This is a genomic window from Oleiphilus messinensis, from assembly GCF_002162375.1.
GTDB lineage: Bacteria > Pseudomonadota > Gammaproteobacteria > Pseudomonadales > Oleiphilaceae > Oleiphilus > Oleiphilus messinensis.
Genome location: NZ_CP021425.1, coordinates 2,758,164 through 2,777,174, shown reverse-complemented (window position 1 = coordinate 2,777,174; position 19,011 = coordinate 2,758,164). Strand labels below are relative to the sequence as shown.

At 47.8% G+C, this 19,011-nt stretch carries 16 protein-coding genes and 1 tRNA gene; 6 read left to right on the top strand and 11 right to left on the bottom strand.

Annotated features, from left to right (window positions below; genetic code table 11):
- Positions 1 to 109: 109 nt before the first annotated feature.
- The 6 genes from rlmN to OLMES_RS12210 form a co-directional block, all read right to left on the bottom strand.
- Positions 110 to 1,255: a 23S rRNA (adenine(2503)-C(2))-methyltransferase RlmN gene (rlmN, locus tag OLMES_RS12235; protein WP_087461516.1), complete on the bottom strand. Its 1,146-nt coding sequence runs from the start codon at positions 1,253 to 1,255 to the stop codon at positions 110 to 112.
- A gap of 168 nt (positions 1,256 to 1,423) precedes the next feature.
- Positions 1,424 to 1,852 (bottom strand): nucleoside-diphosphate kinase, encoded by a 429-nt coding sequence (ndk, locus tag OLMES_RS12230; RefSeq protein ID WP_087461515.1) that lies wholly within the window; start codon positions 1,850 to 1,852, stop codon positions 1,424 to 1,426.
- A gap of 139 nt (positions 1,853 to 1,991) precedes the next feature.
- Positions 1,992 to 3,158, bottom strand: a complete 1,167-nt coding sequence (locus OLMES_RS12225; RefSeq protein ID WP_087461514.1) for an IscS subfamily cysteine desulfurase — start codon at positions 3,156 to 3,158, stop codon at positions 1,992 to 1,994.
- A 64-nt stretch (positions 3,159 to 3,222) separates the two neighbouring features.
- Complete coding sequence (gene iscR, locus OLMES_RS12220; RefSeq protein WP_087461513.1) at positions 3,223 to 3,771, bottom strand: Fe-S cluster assembly transcriptional regulator IscR; 549 nt, start codon at positions 3,769 to 3,771, stop codon at positions 3,223 to 3,225.
- Positions 3,772 to 3,888: 117 nt separating this feature from the next.
- Positions 3,889 to 4,725: a serine O-acetyltransferase gene (cysE, locus tag OLMES_RS12215; RefSeq protein ID WP_087461512.1), complete on the bottom strand. Its 837-nt coding sequence runs from the start codon at positions 4,723 to 4,725 to the stop codon at positions 3,889 to 3,891.
- A gap of 67 nt (positions 4,726 to 4,792) precedes the next feature.
- Entirely contained in the window at positions 4,793 to 5,572 is a 780-nt protein-coding gene (locus OLMES_RS12210; protein ID WP_087461511.1) for an RNA methyltransferase, read from the bottom strand.
- A gap of 93 nt (positions 5,573 to 5,665) precedes the next feature.
- Between OLMES_RS12210 and OLMES_RS12205 the strand changes: the two genes are divergently transcribed.
- Positions 5,666 to 6,466, top strand: a complete 801-nt coding sequence (locus tag OLMES_RS12205) for an inositol monophosphatase family protein (protein ID WP_087461510.1) — start codon at positions 5,666 to 5,668, stop codon at positions 6,464 to 6,466.
- A 118-nt stretch (positions 6,467 to 6,584) separates the two neighbouring features.
- On the opposite strand, the gene secF is transcribed toward OLMES_RS12205, so the two are convergent.
- The 5 genes from secF to queA form a co-directional block, all read right to left on the bottom strand.
- Positions 6,585 to 7,493, bottom strand: coding sequence for a protein translocase subunit SecF (gene secF / locus OLMES_RS12200; protein ID WP_087464466.1), 909 nt, complete (start codon positions 7,491 to 7,493; stop codon positions 6,585 to 6,587).
- A gap of 68 nt (positions 7,494 to 7,561) precedes the next feature.
- The gene (secD, locus tag OLMES_RS12195) at positions 7,562 to 9,409 is read right to left on the bottom strand and encodes a protein translocase subunit SecD (protein WP_087461509.1); all 1,848 of its coding nucleotides are present in this window, start codon (positions 9,407 to 9,409) and stop codon (positions 7,562 to 7,564) included.
- A gap of 43 nt (positions 9,410 to 9,452) precedes the next feature.
- The gene (gene yajC / locus OLMES_RS12190) at positions 9,453 to 9,818 is read right to left on the bottom strand and encodes a preprotein translocase subunit YajC (RefSeq protein WP_087461508.1); all 366 of its coding nucleotides are present in this window, start codon (positions 9,816 to 9,818) and stop codon (positions 9,453 to 9,455) included.
- 185 nt (positions 9,819 to 10,003) lie between these two features.
- Positions 10,004 to 11,119 (bottom strand): tRNA guanosine(34) transglycosylase Tgt, encoded by a 1,116-nt coding sequence (gene tgt / locus OLMES_RS12185; protein WP_087461507.1) that lies wholly within the window; start codon positions 11,117 to 11,119, stop codon positions 10,004 to 10,006.
- An 82-nt stretch (positions 11,120 to 11,201) separates the two neighbouring features.
- Positions 11,202 to 12,251, bottom strand: a complete 1,050-nt coding sequence (queA, locus tag OLMES_RS12180) for a tRNA preQ1(34) S-adenosylmethionine ribosyltransferase-isomerase QueA (protein ID WP_087464465.1) — start codon at positions 12,249 to 12,251, stop codon at positions 11,202 to 11,204.
- 281 nt (positions 12,252 to 12,532) lie between these two features.
- Between queA and OLMES_RS12175 the strand changes: the two genes are divergently transcribed.
- The 5 genes from OLMES_RS12175 (at position 12,533) to OLMES_RS12160 (ending at position 18,985) form a co-directional block, all read left to right on the top strand.
- Positions 12,533 to 12,619 (top strand) — tRNA-Leu (locus OLMES_RS12175).
- Between the two features lie 512 nt (positions 12,620 to 13,131).
- Positions 13,132 to 13,260 (top strand): MerR family transcriptional regulator, encoded by a 129-nt coding sequence (locus OLMES_RS28845; protein ID WP_269767751.1) that lies wholly within the window; start codon positions 13,132 to 13,134, stop codon positions 13,258 to 13,260.
- A 13-nt stretch (positions 13,261 to 13,273) separates the two neighbouring features.
- Positions 13,274 to 14,929 (top strand): IS200/IS605 family accessory protein TnpB-related protein, encoded by a 1,656-nt coding sequence (locus tag OLMES_RS12170; protein ID WP_087461506.1) that lies wholly within the window; start codon positions 13,274 to 13,276, stop codon positions 14,927 to 14,929.
- A gap of 57 nt (positions 14,930 to 14,986) precedes the next feature.
- The gene (locus OLMES_RS12165) at positions 14,987 to 16,567 is read left to right on the top strand and encodes an acyl-CoA dehydrogenase family protein (RefSeq protein ID WP_087461505.1); all 1,581 of its coding nucleotides are present in this window, start codon (positions 14,987 to 14,989) and stop codon (positions 16,565 to 16,567) included.
- A 159-nt stretch (positions 16,568 to 16,726) separates the two neighbouring features.
- Positions 16,727 to 18,985: a molybdopterin-dependent oxidoreductase gene (locus tag OLMES_RS12160; protein WP_198343317.1), complete on the top strand. Its 2,259-nt coding sequence runs from the start codon at positions 16,727 to 16,729 to the stop codon at positions 18,983 to 18,985.
- Positions 18,986 to 19,011: the final 26 nt, after the last annotated feature.

Here is a 19,011-nt window from a genome sequence, read left to right as displayed (position 1 = left end):
CAATTCTACAAATATTGCTTAATCTTTTGTTTAGTATCGCAAACACTGCGAGCAAATCGAGCATTGAATGCCTCAGGTCTGGATGGGTCTCAGGCAGAAGTTAAAGGGGTTAAGGTTGCACCAGCCCTGCTTTTTCGTCAGCACCATCAGTAACGTTCACCATTTTAATATAACGACTGCTGCGACGGGTTCTGTCCTCCACACGTCCAACCAGCTGGCCACAGGCGGCGTCAATATCATCACCGCGCGTGCTTCGAACGGTGGTGACATAGCCCGCACTGGCCAGTATATTCTGAAACGTCTCCACTTCCATCCTGGACGGTTTCTGATAACCACTGTTCGGGAACGGATTAAAGGGTATCAAATTGATTTTACAAGGCAAATCTTTCAGAAGGTGTGTTAATTTATTCGCGTGTTCAATACGGTCGTTAACGCCTTTAATTAACGTATACTCAATGGTAATCTTGCGACGATCACTCAGCTTATCAAGATATCTCTGGCAAGCTGCCAGAAGCTCTTTGATCGGATATTTTTTGTTAACCGGGACCAACTCATCACGAAGATCATCGGTTGGGGCATGCAAAGAAATTGCCAGCGATACATCGGTAACATCTCCCAGCTGATCCAGGGCAGGCACAACGCCAGAGGTACTCAATGTAAGGCGGCGCTTGGAGATACCATAGGCAAAGTCATCCATCATAATACTCATGGCATCAACAACATTGTCAAAATTCAGAAGCGGCTCCCCCATTCCCATCATGACCACATTGGTAATGGGCTTTTCTTTCCCCGGGTTGTATTCTCCGAATGACCGAAGTGCTACCCAAACCTGACCAATCACCTCCGCAGAGGTAAGGTTACGATTAAACCCTTGCTTCCCGGTAGAACAGAAACTGCAATCCAATGCACAACCAATCTGAGACGAAACACAAAGCGTTCCTCTTTGCCCCTCGGGAATCAAAACGGTTTCGATGCTACTGCCACCATCGAGCCGCATAACCCACTTTTTAGTGCCATCAGCAGAAACATCGTGGTAGATTACTTCCGGAAACCGAATCTCTGCGATTTCCTTCAACTTCTCGCGCAACCCTTTACTGATGTTGGTCATATGGTCAAAGTCGGACACACCATGCTGGTGAATCCACTGTATCACCTGAGTTGCCCTGAACTTCTTTTCACCGTGGGATAGAAAAAACGCCTCCATCTTGGAACGGGACATCCCTAACAGATTCACCTTTTCAATTTGCTCTTGCACTTCATTCTCCCGCCAGGGCTATATCAGATGACACTTCATAAATAATAATAAAAATTCTGTACCTAAAAGTACAATAGGCAGACTAACAAGCCTGCCTATTTTCTCAGCCAGCCAACAACGCTGACTTGCAGTCATTGGATTTCAAGGAAAACCAATGATTACTGGATATTAGCCTCGTGGGCAAATCTCGTTGTCTGCAAAGAAATATGCAACTTCTCGCTCTGCAGATGCCGGAGAATCGGAACCGTGAACCGCATTAGCATCGATAGATTCTGCAAAATCAGCACGGATAGTCCCAGCTGCCGCTTCTTTAGGATTGGTTGCGCCCATGAGATCACGATTAGCCGCAATTGCATTCTCGCCTTCCAGAGCCTGAATCATTACCGGGCCAGAAGTCATAAAGGCTACCAGATCAGCGAAGAAAGGACGCTCTTTGTGCTCAGCATAAAAGCCTTCAGCTTGCTCTTGAGTCAAGTGAACCATTTTAGCTGCAACAATGCTCAAACCTGCCTTCTCGAATCGGCTGTAGATCTCGCCGATTACATTTTTTGCAACTGCATCAGGTTTTACGATAGACAGGGTGCGCTCAATAGCCATGTGTTACTCCAAAAATGAATTTATAGTGACGGGTAAAATTAAGCGGCGATTATACGCATATTATTGGCAAAGATATAGCGGGTTATCACGAGAAAATCAGATTGCGACAGCGGCCTTCAACACTTCACCGAACACTGCACTAAGACCTTAACCGCGTTATCACCTGCTCCATTATTTGAGCAGCTTTAACCACCTCCGACTCTTCTGTGAACCGACCAAAGGTGATCCGAATCGAACTTAAGGCAATCGCATCGGAAGCACCAATTGCCTTGAGCACATAAGACGGCTCCACACTGGCAGAAGTGCACGCCGAACCAGAGGAGACAGCCAACTCCTGTAAAGACATCAACAGCACTTCACCATCCACCCCTTCTACACCCAAATTTACATTTCCAGCGACTCGCAAATCCCAATCACCATGAAAGTGGAGACCAGCAACAGAAGTCAACTGCGCTCGAAATAATTCCCGAAAGTACCGCAGCCGCTTTTCTTCTTCAACCATCACGTCCTTTGCTACTGCGCACGCCATTCCGAACCCCGCCAACTGATGAGTTGCCAAGGTTCCAGAACGAAAGCCGCGCTCATGACCCCCGCCATGCATTTGGCACGCCACACCAATTCCGGAATGGCGGTTAACATACAACGCTCCCACGCCTTTTGGGCCATAAACCTTATGCGCAGAGAACGACATCAAGTCAATCTTGGCCTCAGTCAGGTCAATATGAACTTTGCCGAGACTCTGGGCCGCATCAACGTGAAACCAGACCCCTTTTTTACGAAGAAAGTCACCTATAGCGTGGATCGGATTGATTACACCGATTTCATTGTTAACATGCATGAGGGAGACAAGCAGCGTATCTGAACGCACAGCCTCTTCGACTTGCTCCAATGTAATGATGCCTTTCTCATCCGGCTTGAGGTAAGTCACCTCATAACCTTGGGATTCCAGATATTTACACGTATCCAGGACAGCTTTATGCTCAATTAACGATGTTACTAAATGCCGCTTTTTATCATAAGATCCAGCCTGGTCACGATAGAACTCGCAAACACCTTTGATTGCCAGATTATTTGACTCAGTGGCACCGGAAGTCCAGACCACCTCTCTTGGATCACAGTGAACCAACGAAGCAACTTGCTTGCGTGCCAACTCAACAGCTTGTTCAGCCTGCCAGCCAAAGCGGTGTGATCTGGACGCGGGATTACCGAACACGCCCTCAATGCCAAGGTAGCGCATCATGACTTCGGATACAGCAGGGTCCACTGGCGTGGTGGCAGCATAATCAAGATAAATAGGCGAGTTCATAAGCATCTGTAAAAAAGGGAAATTAGGATGGTTCGCAACTAAAAAACGAATTTAGCAAGCTAGACTAGGATTCAGATACGGCAATTCTATCACAATCTGAAGCATCGTCTTGACCCGCTCGCTTTTCGGGTGGACGAATGGGGTGTTCGAGTGTCGCCTGATGACGCTGATCTTCAACCAACCGGTTCTGACGCGCGGCGATTACTTGAACCTCTCGCTTGGCCATCAAATCATAAAGACTGATTGAACTTAGAAAACCATGAATCTGCTGACTCAGATCTGCCCACAAGTGGTGGGTCAAACATTTTTCGCCATTTTGGCAATTGCCTTTCTGCTGACAGCGCGTGGTGTCCATCGACTCATTAACCGCGTCGACAACCTGGGCAATATAGATTTCTTTTTGATCACAGCCTAGCAAATACCCGCCACCAGGACCTCGCACACTCTTAACCAAGCTGTGATTTCGCAGTTTTGCAAACAATTGCTCAAGATAGGACAGTGAAATCCCTTGCCGTGCGGAAATATCCGAAAGACTGACCGGGCCCTGATCTGAATGCAACGCCAGATCCAGCATTGCAGTCACGGCGTAGCGCCCTTTGGTGGTCAATCTCATATCAGATAACTCCTTGGTGGTGACCTGCGCCAGACAGGGATAGTTCTAGTTAAGCGGGTCGATTAGCCAGTTTTTTCGAAATTATCCTTTATCCGACTAAAATGATCAAGTAAGTGCTTATGTTGACGCCTTTACAGAGTCCTGGCGCTCAGTCGGAGCATCCCCTGGAGAGGAATGCAGCTCGACCTCACCACACAACTCCTGAACACCATCAAAATCCTCGTCTTTCAATGGCGGCACTTCACCGAAGCGATAAGTTTTATCCATTTTTTGAATCGCTTGGCACATCATCTGTAATCGCCCATCAACCGCGTGCATATGGTCAAGCATGGCTCTGAGTGAACGCGCCACGGGATCAGGCATTTCCTCGCTCAGCCCGTATGCATCAAACCCGATCTTTTCCTCCATGACTTTGCGCTTTTCCTCATCACCCGAATCGGCTTTCTTCAAAATAATACGACCAGGAATACCCACAACCGTTGCGTTCGGCGGCACTTCTTTTGTCACCACGGCATTCGACCCGACCTTGGCGCGGTCACCCACTGTGAATGGCCCCAAAATTTTTGCACCTGCGCCAACCACAACGTGGTTTCCGAGCGTCGGATGGCGCTTCCCTTTATTCCAGCTTGTACCACCCAATGTCACCCCTTGATACAAAGTAACATCATCACCGATTATGGTTGTTTCCCCAATGACAACCCCCATACCGTGATCAATAAAAAAGCGTCGACCAATTTGCGCTCCGGGGTGTATTTCAATTCCGGTCAACCAACGGCTAAAGGTCGAGATGAACCGCGCCAGCCATTTTAGGTTTGCATTCCACAAGCGATGGGCCAAGCGATGAAACAGCAGTGCATGAAGCCCGGGATAATTTGTCAGCACCTCAAACGTATTGCGTGCAGCAGGGTCCCGGTCGAATACACTCGCCACATCTTCTTTAATACCCCCAAACATAACTCTTGTCCTTCCTCAAAATGTCAAATTAGCCCTGACAGCTACTCTTGATGAACCGACGAACCATCTAATGCTGGTTTCTCTGGTTTGAAATCATTCGATTCGTGGCTTTCAATATACCGCGTAAAATATTCACTTCTGTTTTATCCAGATGACAGCGCTGATAAATCCGGCGCAACCTGGCCATTAATTGCCTGGGCTTTTCAGGATCATGGAAACCAATCGCGACCAACGTTTTCTCCAAATGCTGAAAATAGCCCTCAACCTCATCGAATGTGGCGGGTGCGTCATCCCATGCACTATTATCCGGCCCGGTCACCGGTGAGATATATGCACTTGCATCTGAATTTTCAAGCCGCAAAAGGGAATTCATTCGTATCTCATACAAGATCACTTGCACTGCCATAGCCAAATTTAGCGAGGAATAGTCAGGATTCGCAGGGATATGCACGTGATAATGACAACGCTGAAGCTCTTCATTACTCAATCCTCGATCTTCTCGGCCAAAAACCAGCGCAACATTATTATCCGCCGCAGCAGAATCAAGAACCTTGAGCGCGCAGTCACGCGGGTTCAGAACGGGCCATGGAAAACTCCGCCCCCTCGCACTGGTACCGACAATCAGAGAACAATCAGCTACGGCATCCTCAAATTTCTCCACCACGCGAGCACTGGCGAGAATATCCAACGCACCAGAGGATCTCGCATCCGCGACTGGATCCGGGAACGAATCAGGTCTTACCAGAACCAGTTCGGAAACATCCATATTCTTCATCGCCCGTGCTACCGCACCAATATTACCTGGATGAGACGTTTCCATTAATACCACTCGAATTCTTTCTTGCATGACCTACCCTTAAACTAAAACAAATCTGAAAAATATTTTTCAAATTTGCTATCATAGCGCGCTTATTAGCATGATGTCACAGGACAACTGAGAATGTTACCCATATTAAATATAGCCGCACGAACACTTCGCCAGGCCAGCGAATTTTTGCAACAGGTTATTGAGCGACAGGAGTTCGTTCAGGAAGAGCCCGAAATGCTGGCGAAGAAGCTACTCCAGATCGAGAAGGACATCCATCGCCTGTTCATCCAGAACATTAAAAAGTCTTTCCCGGAACATTACATTGCGGCCCTGGGTGAAACTGACTTCAGCGAAAGTGACAAAGAAACCGTCTGGTCGCTTACCCCGATCCATAGCGGACTAAATTTTGCCAAAGGATTGCCCTACACTGCAATTTCTGCAACTTGCTTTGTCAAAGGGAAAGCAGAGCACGCAATCATTATTAACCCGACAACCGGGGATGAGTATGCGGCGAGCAAAGGCAGGGGCGCGAGCCTGAATGGCAAGCGAATTCGGGTAAGCTCAACAAAGACCGTTGACCAGTGTCTGATTGCAACCGACGCACTCTTCAACCCAAATATGGTTAGCTCTCCCCATGTACGCTTCGACCTGTACAACAGCTTGAGCAACAACAACTTCCCGCTACAACAGTCGAATTGCCCCATACTGGACATCGCCAACGTTGCCGCGGGACGAATTGATGCGGCCGTACAACTGCAACCAGATGTATTGGATCTCCAGGCTGCAATTTTAATCTGCCAGGAAGCAGGAGGACTGCTCGGCGATTTATCTGGCGGCGGAATCAGCTCCAATTCAGGCCAACTGGTTTGCGCTAACCCGAAATTATTCAAGTCTCTGCTACAGAAGCTATACGCATTCCGCGACAAGGTCTGAGATCAGAAAAAGCACTTGGTTAGAGCGGATGCTGAAACCAAGTGACCAAGAGCGAGTGAACGCGCACAAAAAAAGGCTGAGTGATACACCCAGCCTTTTTTGAATAACTACAACAACGTTAAGGCCTGAAATCAGCCCCCTCAACTTCTTCCTCTTCTACACCTTCTTTAACCGGCACCAGCAAATCATCTTTACTGATCCCCATAAGCAGAAGCACATTCGCCGCAACGTAGATCGAAGAATAGGTTCCCACAACCACGCCGATAATCAGCGCTTTTGAGAAGCCATTAATCATCTCCCCACCCAGGAAGTAAAGGGCAAACAGCACAAGCAATGTCGTGATAGAGGTCATTAAAGTACGAGACAGCGTCTCGTTTAGTGAAGTATTGATGATTTCAACCGGAGTTCCTTTTCGGACACGACGGAAGTTTTCTCGAATTCGATCCGAAACAACAATCGTATCATTCAATGAGTAACCGATAACCGCAAGCACGGCTGCCAGCACCGTCAGATCAAAATCCCACCCCAAAATGGAGAATAGTCCGAGGGTGATGATCACATCGTGCACAAGGGCCGCTACAGCTCCGACAGAGAATTTAAACTGAAACCGGAATGCAACATAGAGCATAACCACACCAAGCGCGAAGAGCATACCGAGACCACCCTGCTCTCGCAACTCTTCTCCCACTTGCGCACCAACATACTCGGCTCGCTTCAGTTTTACCTCATCCTCCGAGGCGTTGAGAACAGCCACTACTTCCTGACCAACCTTGTCATTGAAATCCTGAGACAAGCGCACCAAAATACTGGTATCAGAACCAAAATTCTGCACCACGAGTTTTTCGTACCCTGCATCCAGCAATTGGTTCCGGACATCCGCAATTACCGGAGCCTGCTGGTATTCAACTTCAACCAGCGTCCCTCCAGTAAAATCCAATCCGAGTACCAAACCCTTTACTGCCAGGGATGCGATCGATGCCACCAACAAGATCGCAGAAAACAGGAGAGCAAACTTACGTTTGCCCATAAAGTTAATTTCAGGTTTATTCACTTTTGAGCTCCACTATTCTTCAGATCGAATCTCGGTTAATCGGGTCAGATAAGCAGCTTGTTGAGCTGTCTTCTGCCATACACCAGATTGATCAGGAATCGGGTAAACATGATAGCCGTGAACATCGACGTCATAATACCGATCGACAACGTCACTGCGAACCCTTTGACTGGCCCCGTGCCAACCGCAAACAATATGACTGCAACAATGAGCGTCGTAATATTCGCATCGAAAATCGCAACGAATGCACGACTGAAGCCAGCATGAATTGCGGATTGTACCGGCAGGCCATTTCTAAGCTCTTCTTTTATCCGCTCAAAAATCAACACATTTGCATCCACCGCCATCCCGACAGTCAACACGATACCGGCTATACCAGGCAAGGTGAGCGTTGCCCCCATTATGGACATAAACGCCAGCAGTAAAACGAGGTTAAAGGTCAGTGCGATATTAGCGATAATACCAAATGCTTTGTAGTAACCAATCATAAACAAAAGCACCAGCCCAAAACCAATCAAGACCGACTCTACACCAGCTTTAATGTTTTGCTCACCAAGACTCGGCCCCACAGTCCGCTCTTCAACGAAATAGATCGGAGCAGCAAGCGCCCCCGCCCGTAACAGCAGTGCCAGCTCGGACGCCTCTTGAATCGAGTCCAGCCCGGTAATCCGGAAGCTGCTGCCCAATTGAGACTGAATCGTCGCCAAGCTGATAATGTGCCGCTCTACAGATCGCTTGGGTGCAACCCCTTCTTCCCGAGAGCCACTGAGATCATCAAGTTTGTGCTCAATAAAAATAACCGCCATTCTGCGCTTTATCGCGCTATAGGTCACATCGGACATAATCTTACCCCCGGTACTGTCGAGGGTAATATTAACTTGCGGCTGACCGTTTTCGTCAAAGTTCTGATTGGCGTTGGCTACACTTTCACCGGTAACAATGATTTCACGCTCAATACGCGCCGTACGCGACGGCTCAGAGCGAAATGAAAACTCCTCGGAGCTGGCAAAATCGGCATCATGCTTGGCTTCCAGCCGGAACTGGAGATTCGCAGTTTTACCAATGATGCGCTTGGCCCTCGCCGTATCCTGAATTCCGGGTAATTCAACAACGATACGATTCTGACCCTGTTTCTGCACTAACGGTTCAGCGACCCCCAACTCATTGACACGGTTACGCAACGTCGTCAGGTTCTGTTTAACCGCATAGTCGGCGATTTCTTTTACCTTGGCATCCGTCATTCTCAAGCGGAGATACAATGCACCATCGCTTTCAATCTCACGAACTTCGTATTCAGGATAACCCCGACGCACAAATGAAAAACCCTTAGCACGCTCTTCATCACTGGAAAACCGGACCATCAGGGTTCGATCTTTTTCTATCTCGATACCACGGTACCGAATGCGCTCTTCTCGCAGATTTCGCTTGATCTCGGCTGCGGCGATCTCCAGACGCTGATTAACCGCCTGCTCCATATCAACTTCCAACAGGAAGTGCACACCACCACGGAGATCCAGGCCCAACTTCATCGGCCCGGCGCCAATATCCCGCAACCAGTCAGGCGTGGTTTGCGCGAGATTCAACGCAACCAGGTAATCACTGCCGAGCGCTTGCTGAATTGCATCTTTGGCGGCCAACTGCGTTTCGCCAGAATCGAAGCGCAGCATGGCCTGACCATTCACAAACTCGGCGTCACGATAACTCAAACCAGCCTTCTTCAGTGCGCTTTCCGCTTTTTCAAGCTGGGCGGTGCTTACTTCGATGGAAGTTTTTGTGCCGGTAATCTGTACAGCATAATCATCAGGGTACAAATTCGGCATTGCATAAATTGCCCCGATTGCCATAACAACCAGGATCAACAGATTTTTCCAGAGAGGGTATTTATTCAGCATCGGGATCCCTTATCCTTATTTTCTTACCGTGCAATCCGAGGAGTTACACTTCCTTAAGGGTTCCTTTCGGCAAAGCGGCAGCCACAGCTACTTTTTGCACCTTGATTTCTACGTTGTCGGACACCTCTATAACAATAAAGTCGTCTTTAACACGCACAATCCGTCCGGCGATTCCGCCATTGGTAATGACTTCATCACCTTTTGACAAGCCACCAATAAGCTCTTTGTGCTCTTTAGCACGCTTGGACTGAGGGCGCCACATCAGGAAGTAAAAGATCAGAATAAAACCACCGAAGAACAATAACTGCACAAGACCACTTTGCCCTGCTCCCGGTGCGGGCTCCGCCCATGCTGCGGCAGGCAGCAACCCAATCAAAACGGTTAAAACCGGGGCTAACAGATTTTTCATTCTTTCTCTCCAAAAACAAATTATAAAAATGCATTTTGCGCCCAAGCGACTCTCGGGCGCATTCAAAATCGTGACTGTCTTAATGGGGCCATTCGACCGATATAGCAAGGCTTAACTAAAAAAATACCAAAATATTATTGTAAAAATATGGATATCAATTCTAATCTGCGCCCCACCTACCTATTTCAGGTTAAAGGTGGTGATTGCTTACCCTGCTTTGCGTAAAAGTCGTCGACAAAGTCGGACAATTTACCTTGTTCAATAGCCTGACGCAAACCAGACATCAGATTCTGGTAAAAGCGCAAATTATGAATGGTATTCAACTGGGATCCGAGAATTTCGCCACACTTATCCAAATGATGCAGATAGGATCGTGAGAACTGTTGGCAGGTATAGCAATCACATTCGGCATCCAACGGAGCAGGATCAGACTTGTGCACTGAATTGCGGATTTTGATCACCCCGGTCGAGGTAAACAGATGCCCATTGCGCGCATTTCGTGTCGGCATCACACAGTCAAACATATCAACACCACGACGCACAGCCTCGACAATATCTTCAGGCTTCCCGACCCCCATCAGGTAACGTGGATGATCGGCTGGCATTTTCCCCGTCACCGAGTCGAGGACTTTAAGCATTTCCCCTTTAGGCTCGCCCACTGACAGACCACCAATTGCGTACCCATCAAAACCGATTTCTGCGAGACCTTCGAGCGATATATCCCTGAGATCCTCAAACATACCACCCTGAATGATGCCGAAAAGCGCACTCTTGCTCTCACCATGCGCTTCTTTACTCCGTTTTGCCCAGCGCAAAGACAACTCCATCGATGATTTTGCTTCCTCTCGTGTTGCCGGATACGGAGTACACTCATCAAATATCATGACGATATCCGAGCCCAATGCAGCCTGGACTTCCATGGATTTTTCCGGCGTTAACTCAACAGGCGAACCGTCGATCGGCGACTTGAATTTAACACCCTGCTCGCTGATTTTTCTCAACTCACCGAGACTGAACACCTGAAAACCGCCAGAGTCAGTCAGAATGGGTTTATCCCACTGCATAAAATCATGCAGATCACCATGAGCTCGAATAATTTCCGTGCCTGGGCGCAACATTAAATGAAATGTATTACCCAGGATGATTTCTGCGCCTATTTCAAGAATATCTCTAGGCAACATACCCTTAACTGTGCCGTACGTACCCACCGGCATAAATGCCGGGGTTTCAATTGTTCCCCTCTCGAAGGTCAATTGCCCCCGCCGGGCCTGACCATCCGTTCCGGATACTTGAAATTGCATTTCGCATTCAGGTCTCAAACCGTCCTACTCCCCAAAATTTATACTTTTAAATTAATCTTTTCGCACTCGAGAATGACATAGCTTAGCCAATGAACATGGCATCCCCGTAACTGAAAAAACGGTACCGGTGCTCGATGGCTTCCTGATAAGCCGCCAAAACATTCTCTCGCCCTGCCAGCGCACTGATCAACATGATCAATGTCGATTCCGGAAGGTGGAAATTGGTTATCAGTGCATCAACCGTCTTAAACTCATAACCGGGATAAATAAATATATCTGTCTCGCCGGCATAGGGCGCAATCGCGCCCGCTGCGCTGGCCGTTTCCAGTGACCGTACGCTGGTCGTACCTACAGCGATTACGCGCCCGCCTCGTGCCCGAGTCGCATTGACCTTGGCACAAACTTCAGCCCCGACTTCGAGCCATTCTGAATGCATAATATGATCTTCGATATTATCGACGCGGACTGGCTGAAACGTTCCAGCTCCAACATGCAAAGTAACATAGGCCATTTCCGCGCCCTTTTCCTGCAAAGTGCGCAGCAGCTCATCATCAAAATGCAGTCCGGCTGTCGGAGCGGCGACGGCGCCTTCGCGCTTGCTATAGACAGTTTGATAACGTTCGCGGTCTGACTCCACATCTGCACGGTCTATATAAGGCGGCAAAGGCATATGACCTTTCTGATTGAGAATATCCAGTATATTTTTCCCGGCTAAGCCACGTATTTCAAACAGCTCTCCTTGCCGCCCCGTCATCTCCAGCTCTGGCGCAGCGCTCAAACCTTCCTGCTGATTCTCAAATTCGTCAACATAAAGCAAACTGCCCGGCTTTGGTGATTTACTGGAACGAATATGCGCGAGCGCCGTACCATCCCCCAGCAACCGCTCTACCAGTACTTCTATTCTGCCCCCGGTTGCTTTACGACCGAACAAACGGGCCGGAATTACACGGGTATCATTAAAAACAAGAAGATCTCCGGGTTCGATCAAGGCCAAAACATCTTTGAATTGGCGATGTACTACCTCACCGTTGTGCTTATCAAGACAAAGCAATCTGCTCGATGCCCGCTCCGGTGACGGGAAACGAGCTATCAATTCATCGGGGAGTTCATAATCAAAGTCAGAAACGTTCATATTGTGCTCAAGTACATAAAGTGGCGCATAGAGTAGCGAAAAAGCCGTTTTGATGCCATTCAATCCCGACCACTCCCATCGGATTTTCCACCAGCTCCGGACAATAAATCGACACAGGATCAATCATTTAAAAAAAATGTAATTTATTCTCTGCAGACCTGTTGACGAGCCTTTTTTTTTACGTATAATGCGCAGCCTCAAGTGGTTAACAACGCACTTGAAACAACCTTCCGATCTAACGCAAACCAATAAACATTGGTAAAGCGAAAGCTCGAAAAAGTGCCAGAGTGATGAAATTGGTAGACATGAGGGATTCAAAATCCCTTGCCAGCAATGGCGTGCCGGTTCGAGTCCGGCCTCTGGTACCATGCTTCAAACGTCCTAGTTACGCCTAAATTTTGCAACCTTAATCCTTCGAATATTTCAGCTTAAAATTATAACTTGCAAACCCGGCATCCAATATCGCCAGAAAATCAGAACTTTACCGTACATACTCCCAGATTCGTTTATCCCTCAGTCTATTCCAAAAAGTCACCCGCTATAAAAGCACCCAATCATCAATATTGTTTCCTAAACTGGCATCGAAACAGCTGACAAATCAATTCCAACCGTTTTCCTCTTTCCTCAAGTACCTGCGATACCTGCCAGGAATATATTTGATTCACTCAGTACTGACCTCGCAACCCCTAAATGATGAATACAAATTCACAACATAACTATTGACTATAACATACGTTATACAATAAGATTTTCTATAACAGTTGTCACATCTCAAATAATCACTATGAAGGGCTTTAACAGCTAACGAAATACTTGACTAAACCTACTCATATACAGTAGCTTGTACAGTATTGTTTTCTCATGGATGGAGGTGATGATCATGGCTGAATTTCTATCGATAGGCGCTGCCGCTTTTCTCCTGGGTGTGGCCGTTTCCACCCTTCGTCGCTGGGAAAAAGAATCACGATTTTTCTCAGATTTCCGTACGCCGGGTGACCATAGTCGTTAAGAGCCATCGCCTAGTGGATACGCCAACGAAAACACTCACGTTTGAAACCCGACTTGATTTGATTTATGAGCAGGATGCGGCATTGTGTCAATATGCCGAGCTGTGGAATCAAGTGAAGTTTCATTGGTTTGCTAACTTACAAAAGCCTAAAGCCCAGCAATTGAGTCGTACCCAGTTTATGCATGAAATGGGGATGCCGTTCAGCTATCGGGTGTTTCAAGGCGTCCGGCAAAGCATTAAAGGTTTAATCCAGTCTTACCAAACCAATCGAAACAACCGGCTGGTGACGCTGGAAGTTAAAATCAAACAGCTGGAGAAAACGCTCAACAAACTAGAGAAGCGCTGTGATCATGTTGCAGAGAAAGGCTGCCCGCAACAGGCCAAAAAACTTCGCAACACACTACGACAGAAGGAAGTGAAACTGCGTCGTTGGCAGCGAAAGCAGGCTGCCTTGGTGGCCGAAAAACAGGAAAATAAAACCCCCATTTGTTTCGGCGGTCGAAAGCTGCTGAAAGAGCGACAAACACTAAAATCCAATGAAGGGATCAGGGATTGGCAATGTCGCTGGCACGAAGCGCGACACCGTGAATTTCTATTAGTGGGTTCTCATGATGAATCCTGGGGCTGTCAAAATGCCCAGCTATCGCCCAGTGAGCAAGAAGATGCTTACCAGCTAAAACTCTTGGTGCCCCATCAATTACGCGCCACGTTTGGCACGACCATTAACATTGATCGCCTGCAATTCAAGCATGGAAAGGCGGCGATTGCCCAAGCCGTTTGGCAGAATCAGGTTAAAAAACTCGATAAATCAATCAAAGGGCAACCCCTGAGTTTTCGATTTAAGCGAGACAAAAAAGGTTGGCGGTTACTCGTTAGCGTGGAAGTGGCAGGACCAACAGCGCAAGCAGAGTGGATCGATGATGATCAAGGTGTCATCGGTGTAGATGTCAACCCGAACCACTTAGCGGTCGTCGAGCTGGATCGAAGCGGTAACCCACTGCAACACCGAACGTTTGACTTACCGTTACACTATAAGAATGATGCTCAACGGGCGGCCATTATTGGGGATGCTGTACGAGACCTGATGGACTTTGCCGCGCAGCAAGGTAAAGCGGTGGTGATCGAAAAGCTGGATTTTCAGCAGAAGAAACGGCAATACCAAAAGCAGGATCATCCTCAGTATGCCCGCATGTTGAATGCCTTTGCTTACGGTAAGATCAAGGACTTGATTGAAACGCAAAGCATTAAACGCGGCATACGCCTATATCACGTCAATCCGGCTTATACCTCATTATTGGGGCGGATGAAATATCGCGATCGACACGGTTTCTCAGATCACCATGCGGCCGCGTTAGTGATTGGTCGTCGGCATTATGGCTTCAAAGAAAAGCCGCCAAAACAACTCATTGGTATTAACGCGAAGGGTACCGTTAAGACCGAGCATCCGCCTGTAAGGATGGCGCTCGGGGATTATCAGTATTACAACAAACTTCAGCGTTGGTACCAACCACTCGAAAAATCATTAGATTTTCTGAGCGGTTGGCGTCACTTTCGTCGTGTGAATCGGGTTAGTTACTCCGTCGAGGCTCGCCTTGATGGTAGACCGGGCATGAGTCCCGACTTGATTCAGGAAAGCGTAACCCTGCTTTCCGCGCACCCTGCGCTGTAGGGATAGGCTCGTTTAAACCTTGAGTAGGTTTAAGCAGGTTTGTGAAAACGGTGAGCTATGTCGTTACCGGACCGGAATAATCCTTACAACTTCAACAGGTTTCTGGAGTGGCGAAGTAACGTCGATTACTACACTGACGATCCTTTTCTTCAAAAAGTTGTCCAATACTACGCCGGAGACGATTGGGAAGCTGTTAATGACGCAGCCATTAAGGTATCGAAAAAAGTTTCTTTCCGATGGAAGAAGTTGGCGGATGAAGCAGCCGTTCCAGAGAAGCGCCCATACATGATGCATTACGATGGGCATCACAATCGTATCGACCGTATCGTACGCCCCAAAGAAACCGAGATGCTCGAACAGGAAGTTTTTGGTGAATTGCTATTCAATAAACAAAAGTCTCCATGGATCAAATTGATCAAAATGCTTTTGATATATGAGAACGGCGAAGCTTGTGTCTCCTGCCCTGTTACCTGTACTGAGGGTTTGGTTGAGCTTTTGGACAAGTATGCAGATACCCCTGAATTAAAACATATCCTCATGCATTGCCGAGAAGGGATCGATGGCGATATTGCCATTGGAGCCCAATACCTGTCAGAGATTCAAGGCGGTTCAGATGTACAGGCCAATCGGTTGGAAGCATTGGAAGAAGACGGCGTATGGCGGCCATATGGTAGCAAATTCTTCTGTTCTGCCACTCATGCAGATTACGCCGTCATCACCGCAAAACCCCAAGGCTCGGAGGATGTTGCCTTGTTCGTTATGCCCTCGTGGTTACCCGGTAATAAAGAGAAAGAAATTCGAAACAGCTATACCATCGACCGCATTAAATGGAAGATGGGAACGAGCGAACTTACATCGGGTGAGCTTACCTTCAATGGTGCTGTAGCCTATCCTGTCGGCCCTTTAGATAAGGGCATTTCAAATGTGGTCGGTATCGTACTGACTTATTCACGTTTAACCGTCGGGCTTTCGGCAGCGGCATTCATGTTAAGAGCCGCACGGGAAGCAACCCAATATACCGAATTCAGAGAAGTCTTTGGCCAGAAAGTGAATCAATTCCCGATGGCGAAGCGTCAGATCGATGAAATAAACTATTTCGCCCAGCGCACGACTGCCGGCGCGTTTAAACTTTATCGTGACTTTCTCAAGACCGATGGCGCAACAAGCGAAGAAAAATCAAAGCTGGAATTCAAGAAAAAGCAGTTCAAGATTCGTGAACTGATCATGCTACAAAAGCTGGTCGGTTCAATGGACTCAACAGATGTGCTTCGCAAAGCCATGTCGATGTTTGGCGGTTACGGCATTATGGAAGACTTTTCCTCTTTACCTCGTCTCTATCGGGATTCGGCCATCAACGAATTGTGGGAAGGTCCTCGAAATGTATTGATGAGTCAGCTATTCAGAGACATGCAATCCGCTAAAGCCTGGTATCCCCCCACTGAATTTGTCGCCGATGTCCTCGAGGGTGCAACCCAAACATTAATCGAAACCTTCGCCAAAGAACTCAGTGAAATCATCAACCACCCCAGCTTGTTTGTAATGGATGATGCAACACTGGATATCTGCGCCAGAATTGATCGTTTCTGTACTGAATTTTTCCATACCTATCAGGATTTGGCTTTAAGTGAAGTGAATTAATACAGCTCAACAGGTCGTTATGCCTGCGGAGACTGACATCCATTGTGTTGATGTCGGATTAAGAACATTTTGTTGGTACCTATAAAATCGTTAGGCGGCGCTATGAGCCGTTTTTTTAACACCACTATTATGACAGTCGTTATACTCGCGGAGACCACCATGCGTACAGAAAAAACAGCCTGCATTCTTTGCTCACGAAATTGTGGGCTCCTGGTCGATATCGAAGACGGGAAATTTACCAAGATCCGTGGCGACGAGGATCATCCTTTATCACAAGGCTACATTTGTCAAAAGGCGGCGCGACTCAACTATTACCAAAACAATGAAGATCGACTGGAACACCCGCTGAAAAGACAGACGGATGGCAGTTATACACGAATTAGTTGGGATGACGCACTTGCAGAAATAGCCTCCCGTTTGCTGAATATCCGCACACAGTATGGTGGTGAAGCCTTCGCTACCGCTGGCGGTGGTGGTCAAGGAAATCATTTAGGCGGTGCTTATCTCGGTCAGATGCGAGCGGCCATGAAGAGTTATTACAACTACAACTCGCTCGGTCAGGAGAAAACTGGTGACTTCTGGTTAAATGGACGACTCTTCGGTAGCCAGGCATGCCATACCACGGAAGATGTGGAACATGGTGATTTCGTTATTTTCCTGGGCTGCAATCCCTTTCAGTCCCATGGTATTCCCAATGCAAGGGACACGTTAAAAGAGATCAAAAAAGATCCCGACCGGACTATGGTAGTCATTGATCCACGGCGAACAGAAACCGCCAAATCCGCAGACATTCATCTACAACTCAAACCCGGCACCGATGTTTATCTATTGAGTGCGATGTTATCGATCATTGTGCGTGAGAATTTACATGATGAGGCCTTTTTGAACGAGCATTGCACAGGTTTTGACTCAGTTAAGGAAATGCTGCTGAACATTCCGGTCGACGAGTACGTGGCAGCGGCAGATGTGCCGATGGAAGATGTGTTAAAGGTAGCACGAGGTTTTGCACAGGCAGAGTCAGCTTGTGTACGTGCTGATCTGGGGATTCAACACTCCAATCACTCGACGCTGAACAGCTATTTTGAAAAGCTGTTCTTTTTGATTACAGGTCAATTTGGAAAGAAAGGTTGTAACAATCTGCACGACTCCTTAATTCCTATTCTAAGCGATACCGACGAGCGGAACCCCAAATTCAAGCGTAGCGTTCACCATGGTATGTTCCCTGTATCAGGTATATTCCCGCCCAATATCTTACCCGATGAAATTCTGAAAGCGGGCGACCGTCGCATTCGCGCCATGATTGTTGATAGTTGTAACCCAGCCGTAACCTGGCCTGATGCGACAGCACATAAAAAAGCCTTCGAATCACTGGACTTGCTGGTTGTTGTTGATGTCGCGATGACAGAAACTGCACAACTGGCCGATTACGTGTTACCCGCAGCCTCCCAGTTTGAGAAGTGGGAGTTCACCGGATTTAACATGGAATTTCCCAAAAACGGATTCCATGCCCGTCACCCACTCTTCCCGGCAAAAGGTGAGACGCTACAAGAAGCAGAAATCTACACACGCCTGTTGGAAGCAATGGGCGAAATACCCAAGCGCTTCCCAATATTGAGTCGTATTGCGAAGCATGAACCCCAATTCAGCAGTCACTTGGGCTTTATCGCCGCACTGGCAGCGACCTTGGCTACGAATAAAAAACAGATACGGTACGGAGCCTCCATTTTATATCGCACGCTGGGCCCCGCATTAGGCAATGATGCGGCATCCATGGCAGTGTTGCTGCCATTAACTCTCAGCTTGGCACAAAAATATCCTGATGCCGTCAGACGTGCAGGTCACCCTGGCAACAAGCTGACTCAAGGGATTAATTTATTTAAAGCCATACTGGCGGCACGATCTGGCCTGATTTTCTCCGAACATCGATTTGAAGATGTGTGGAAACTGGTCAAGAACCCGCAGCAAAAGATCACTCTGGAAGTACCCGAAATGCTGGAAGCCATGAAAAAGCTGAAAGTAGATGACCTTACGAGTGAACAATACCCCTTCATTCTCTCTGCCGGTGAACGACGAAGCTATAACGCCAACCAAATTTATCGCAATCCACAATGGCGGAAAGTTGATCACGCCGGATTTATGCGCATGCACCCAGAGGATGCTGAGCGCTTGGACCTGACCAAAGGCGACCGGGTCAAGTGTCATTCAGAAACCGGCAGCATTGAAGCCGTTATCGAGATCGACAACTCAGTTAGAACAGGCTACCTCATGATGCCTCATGGCTATGGTTCCAACTACCAAAAAGGGTCGCCCAATGGGCCGGAAATCAACCTGATTACCGGGCTTGATCACTGCGACCCGATTCATCGCACGCCTTTACATAAATCCGTGCCGGTCAATATCGAGAAGCTCAGCGCCTGAAGACAAACTGATCTAAGCATTTGATA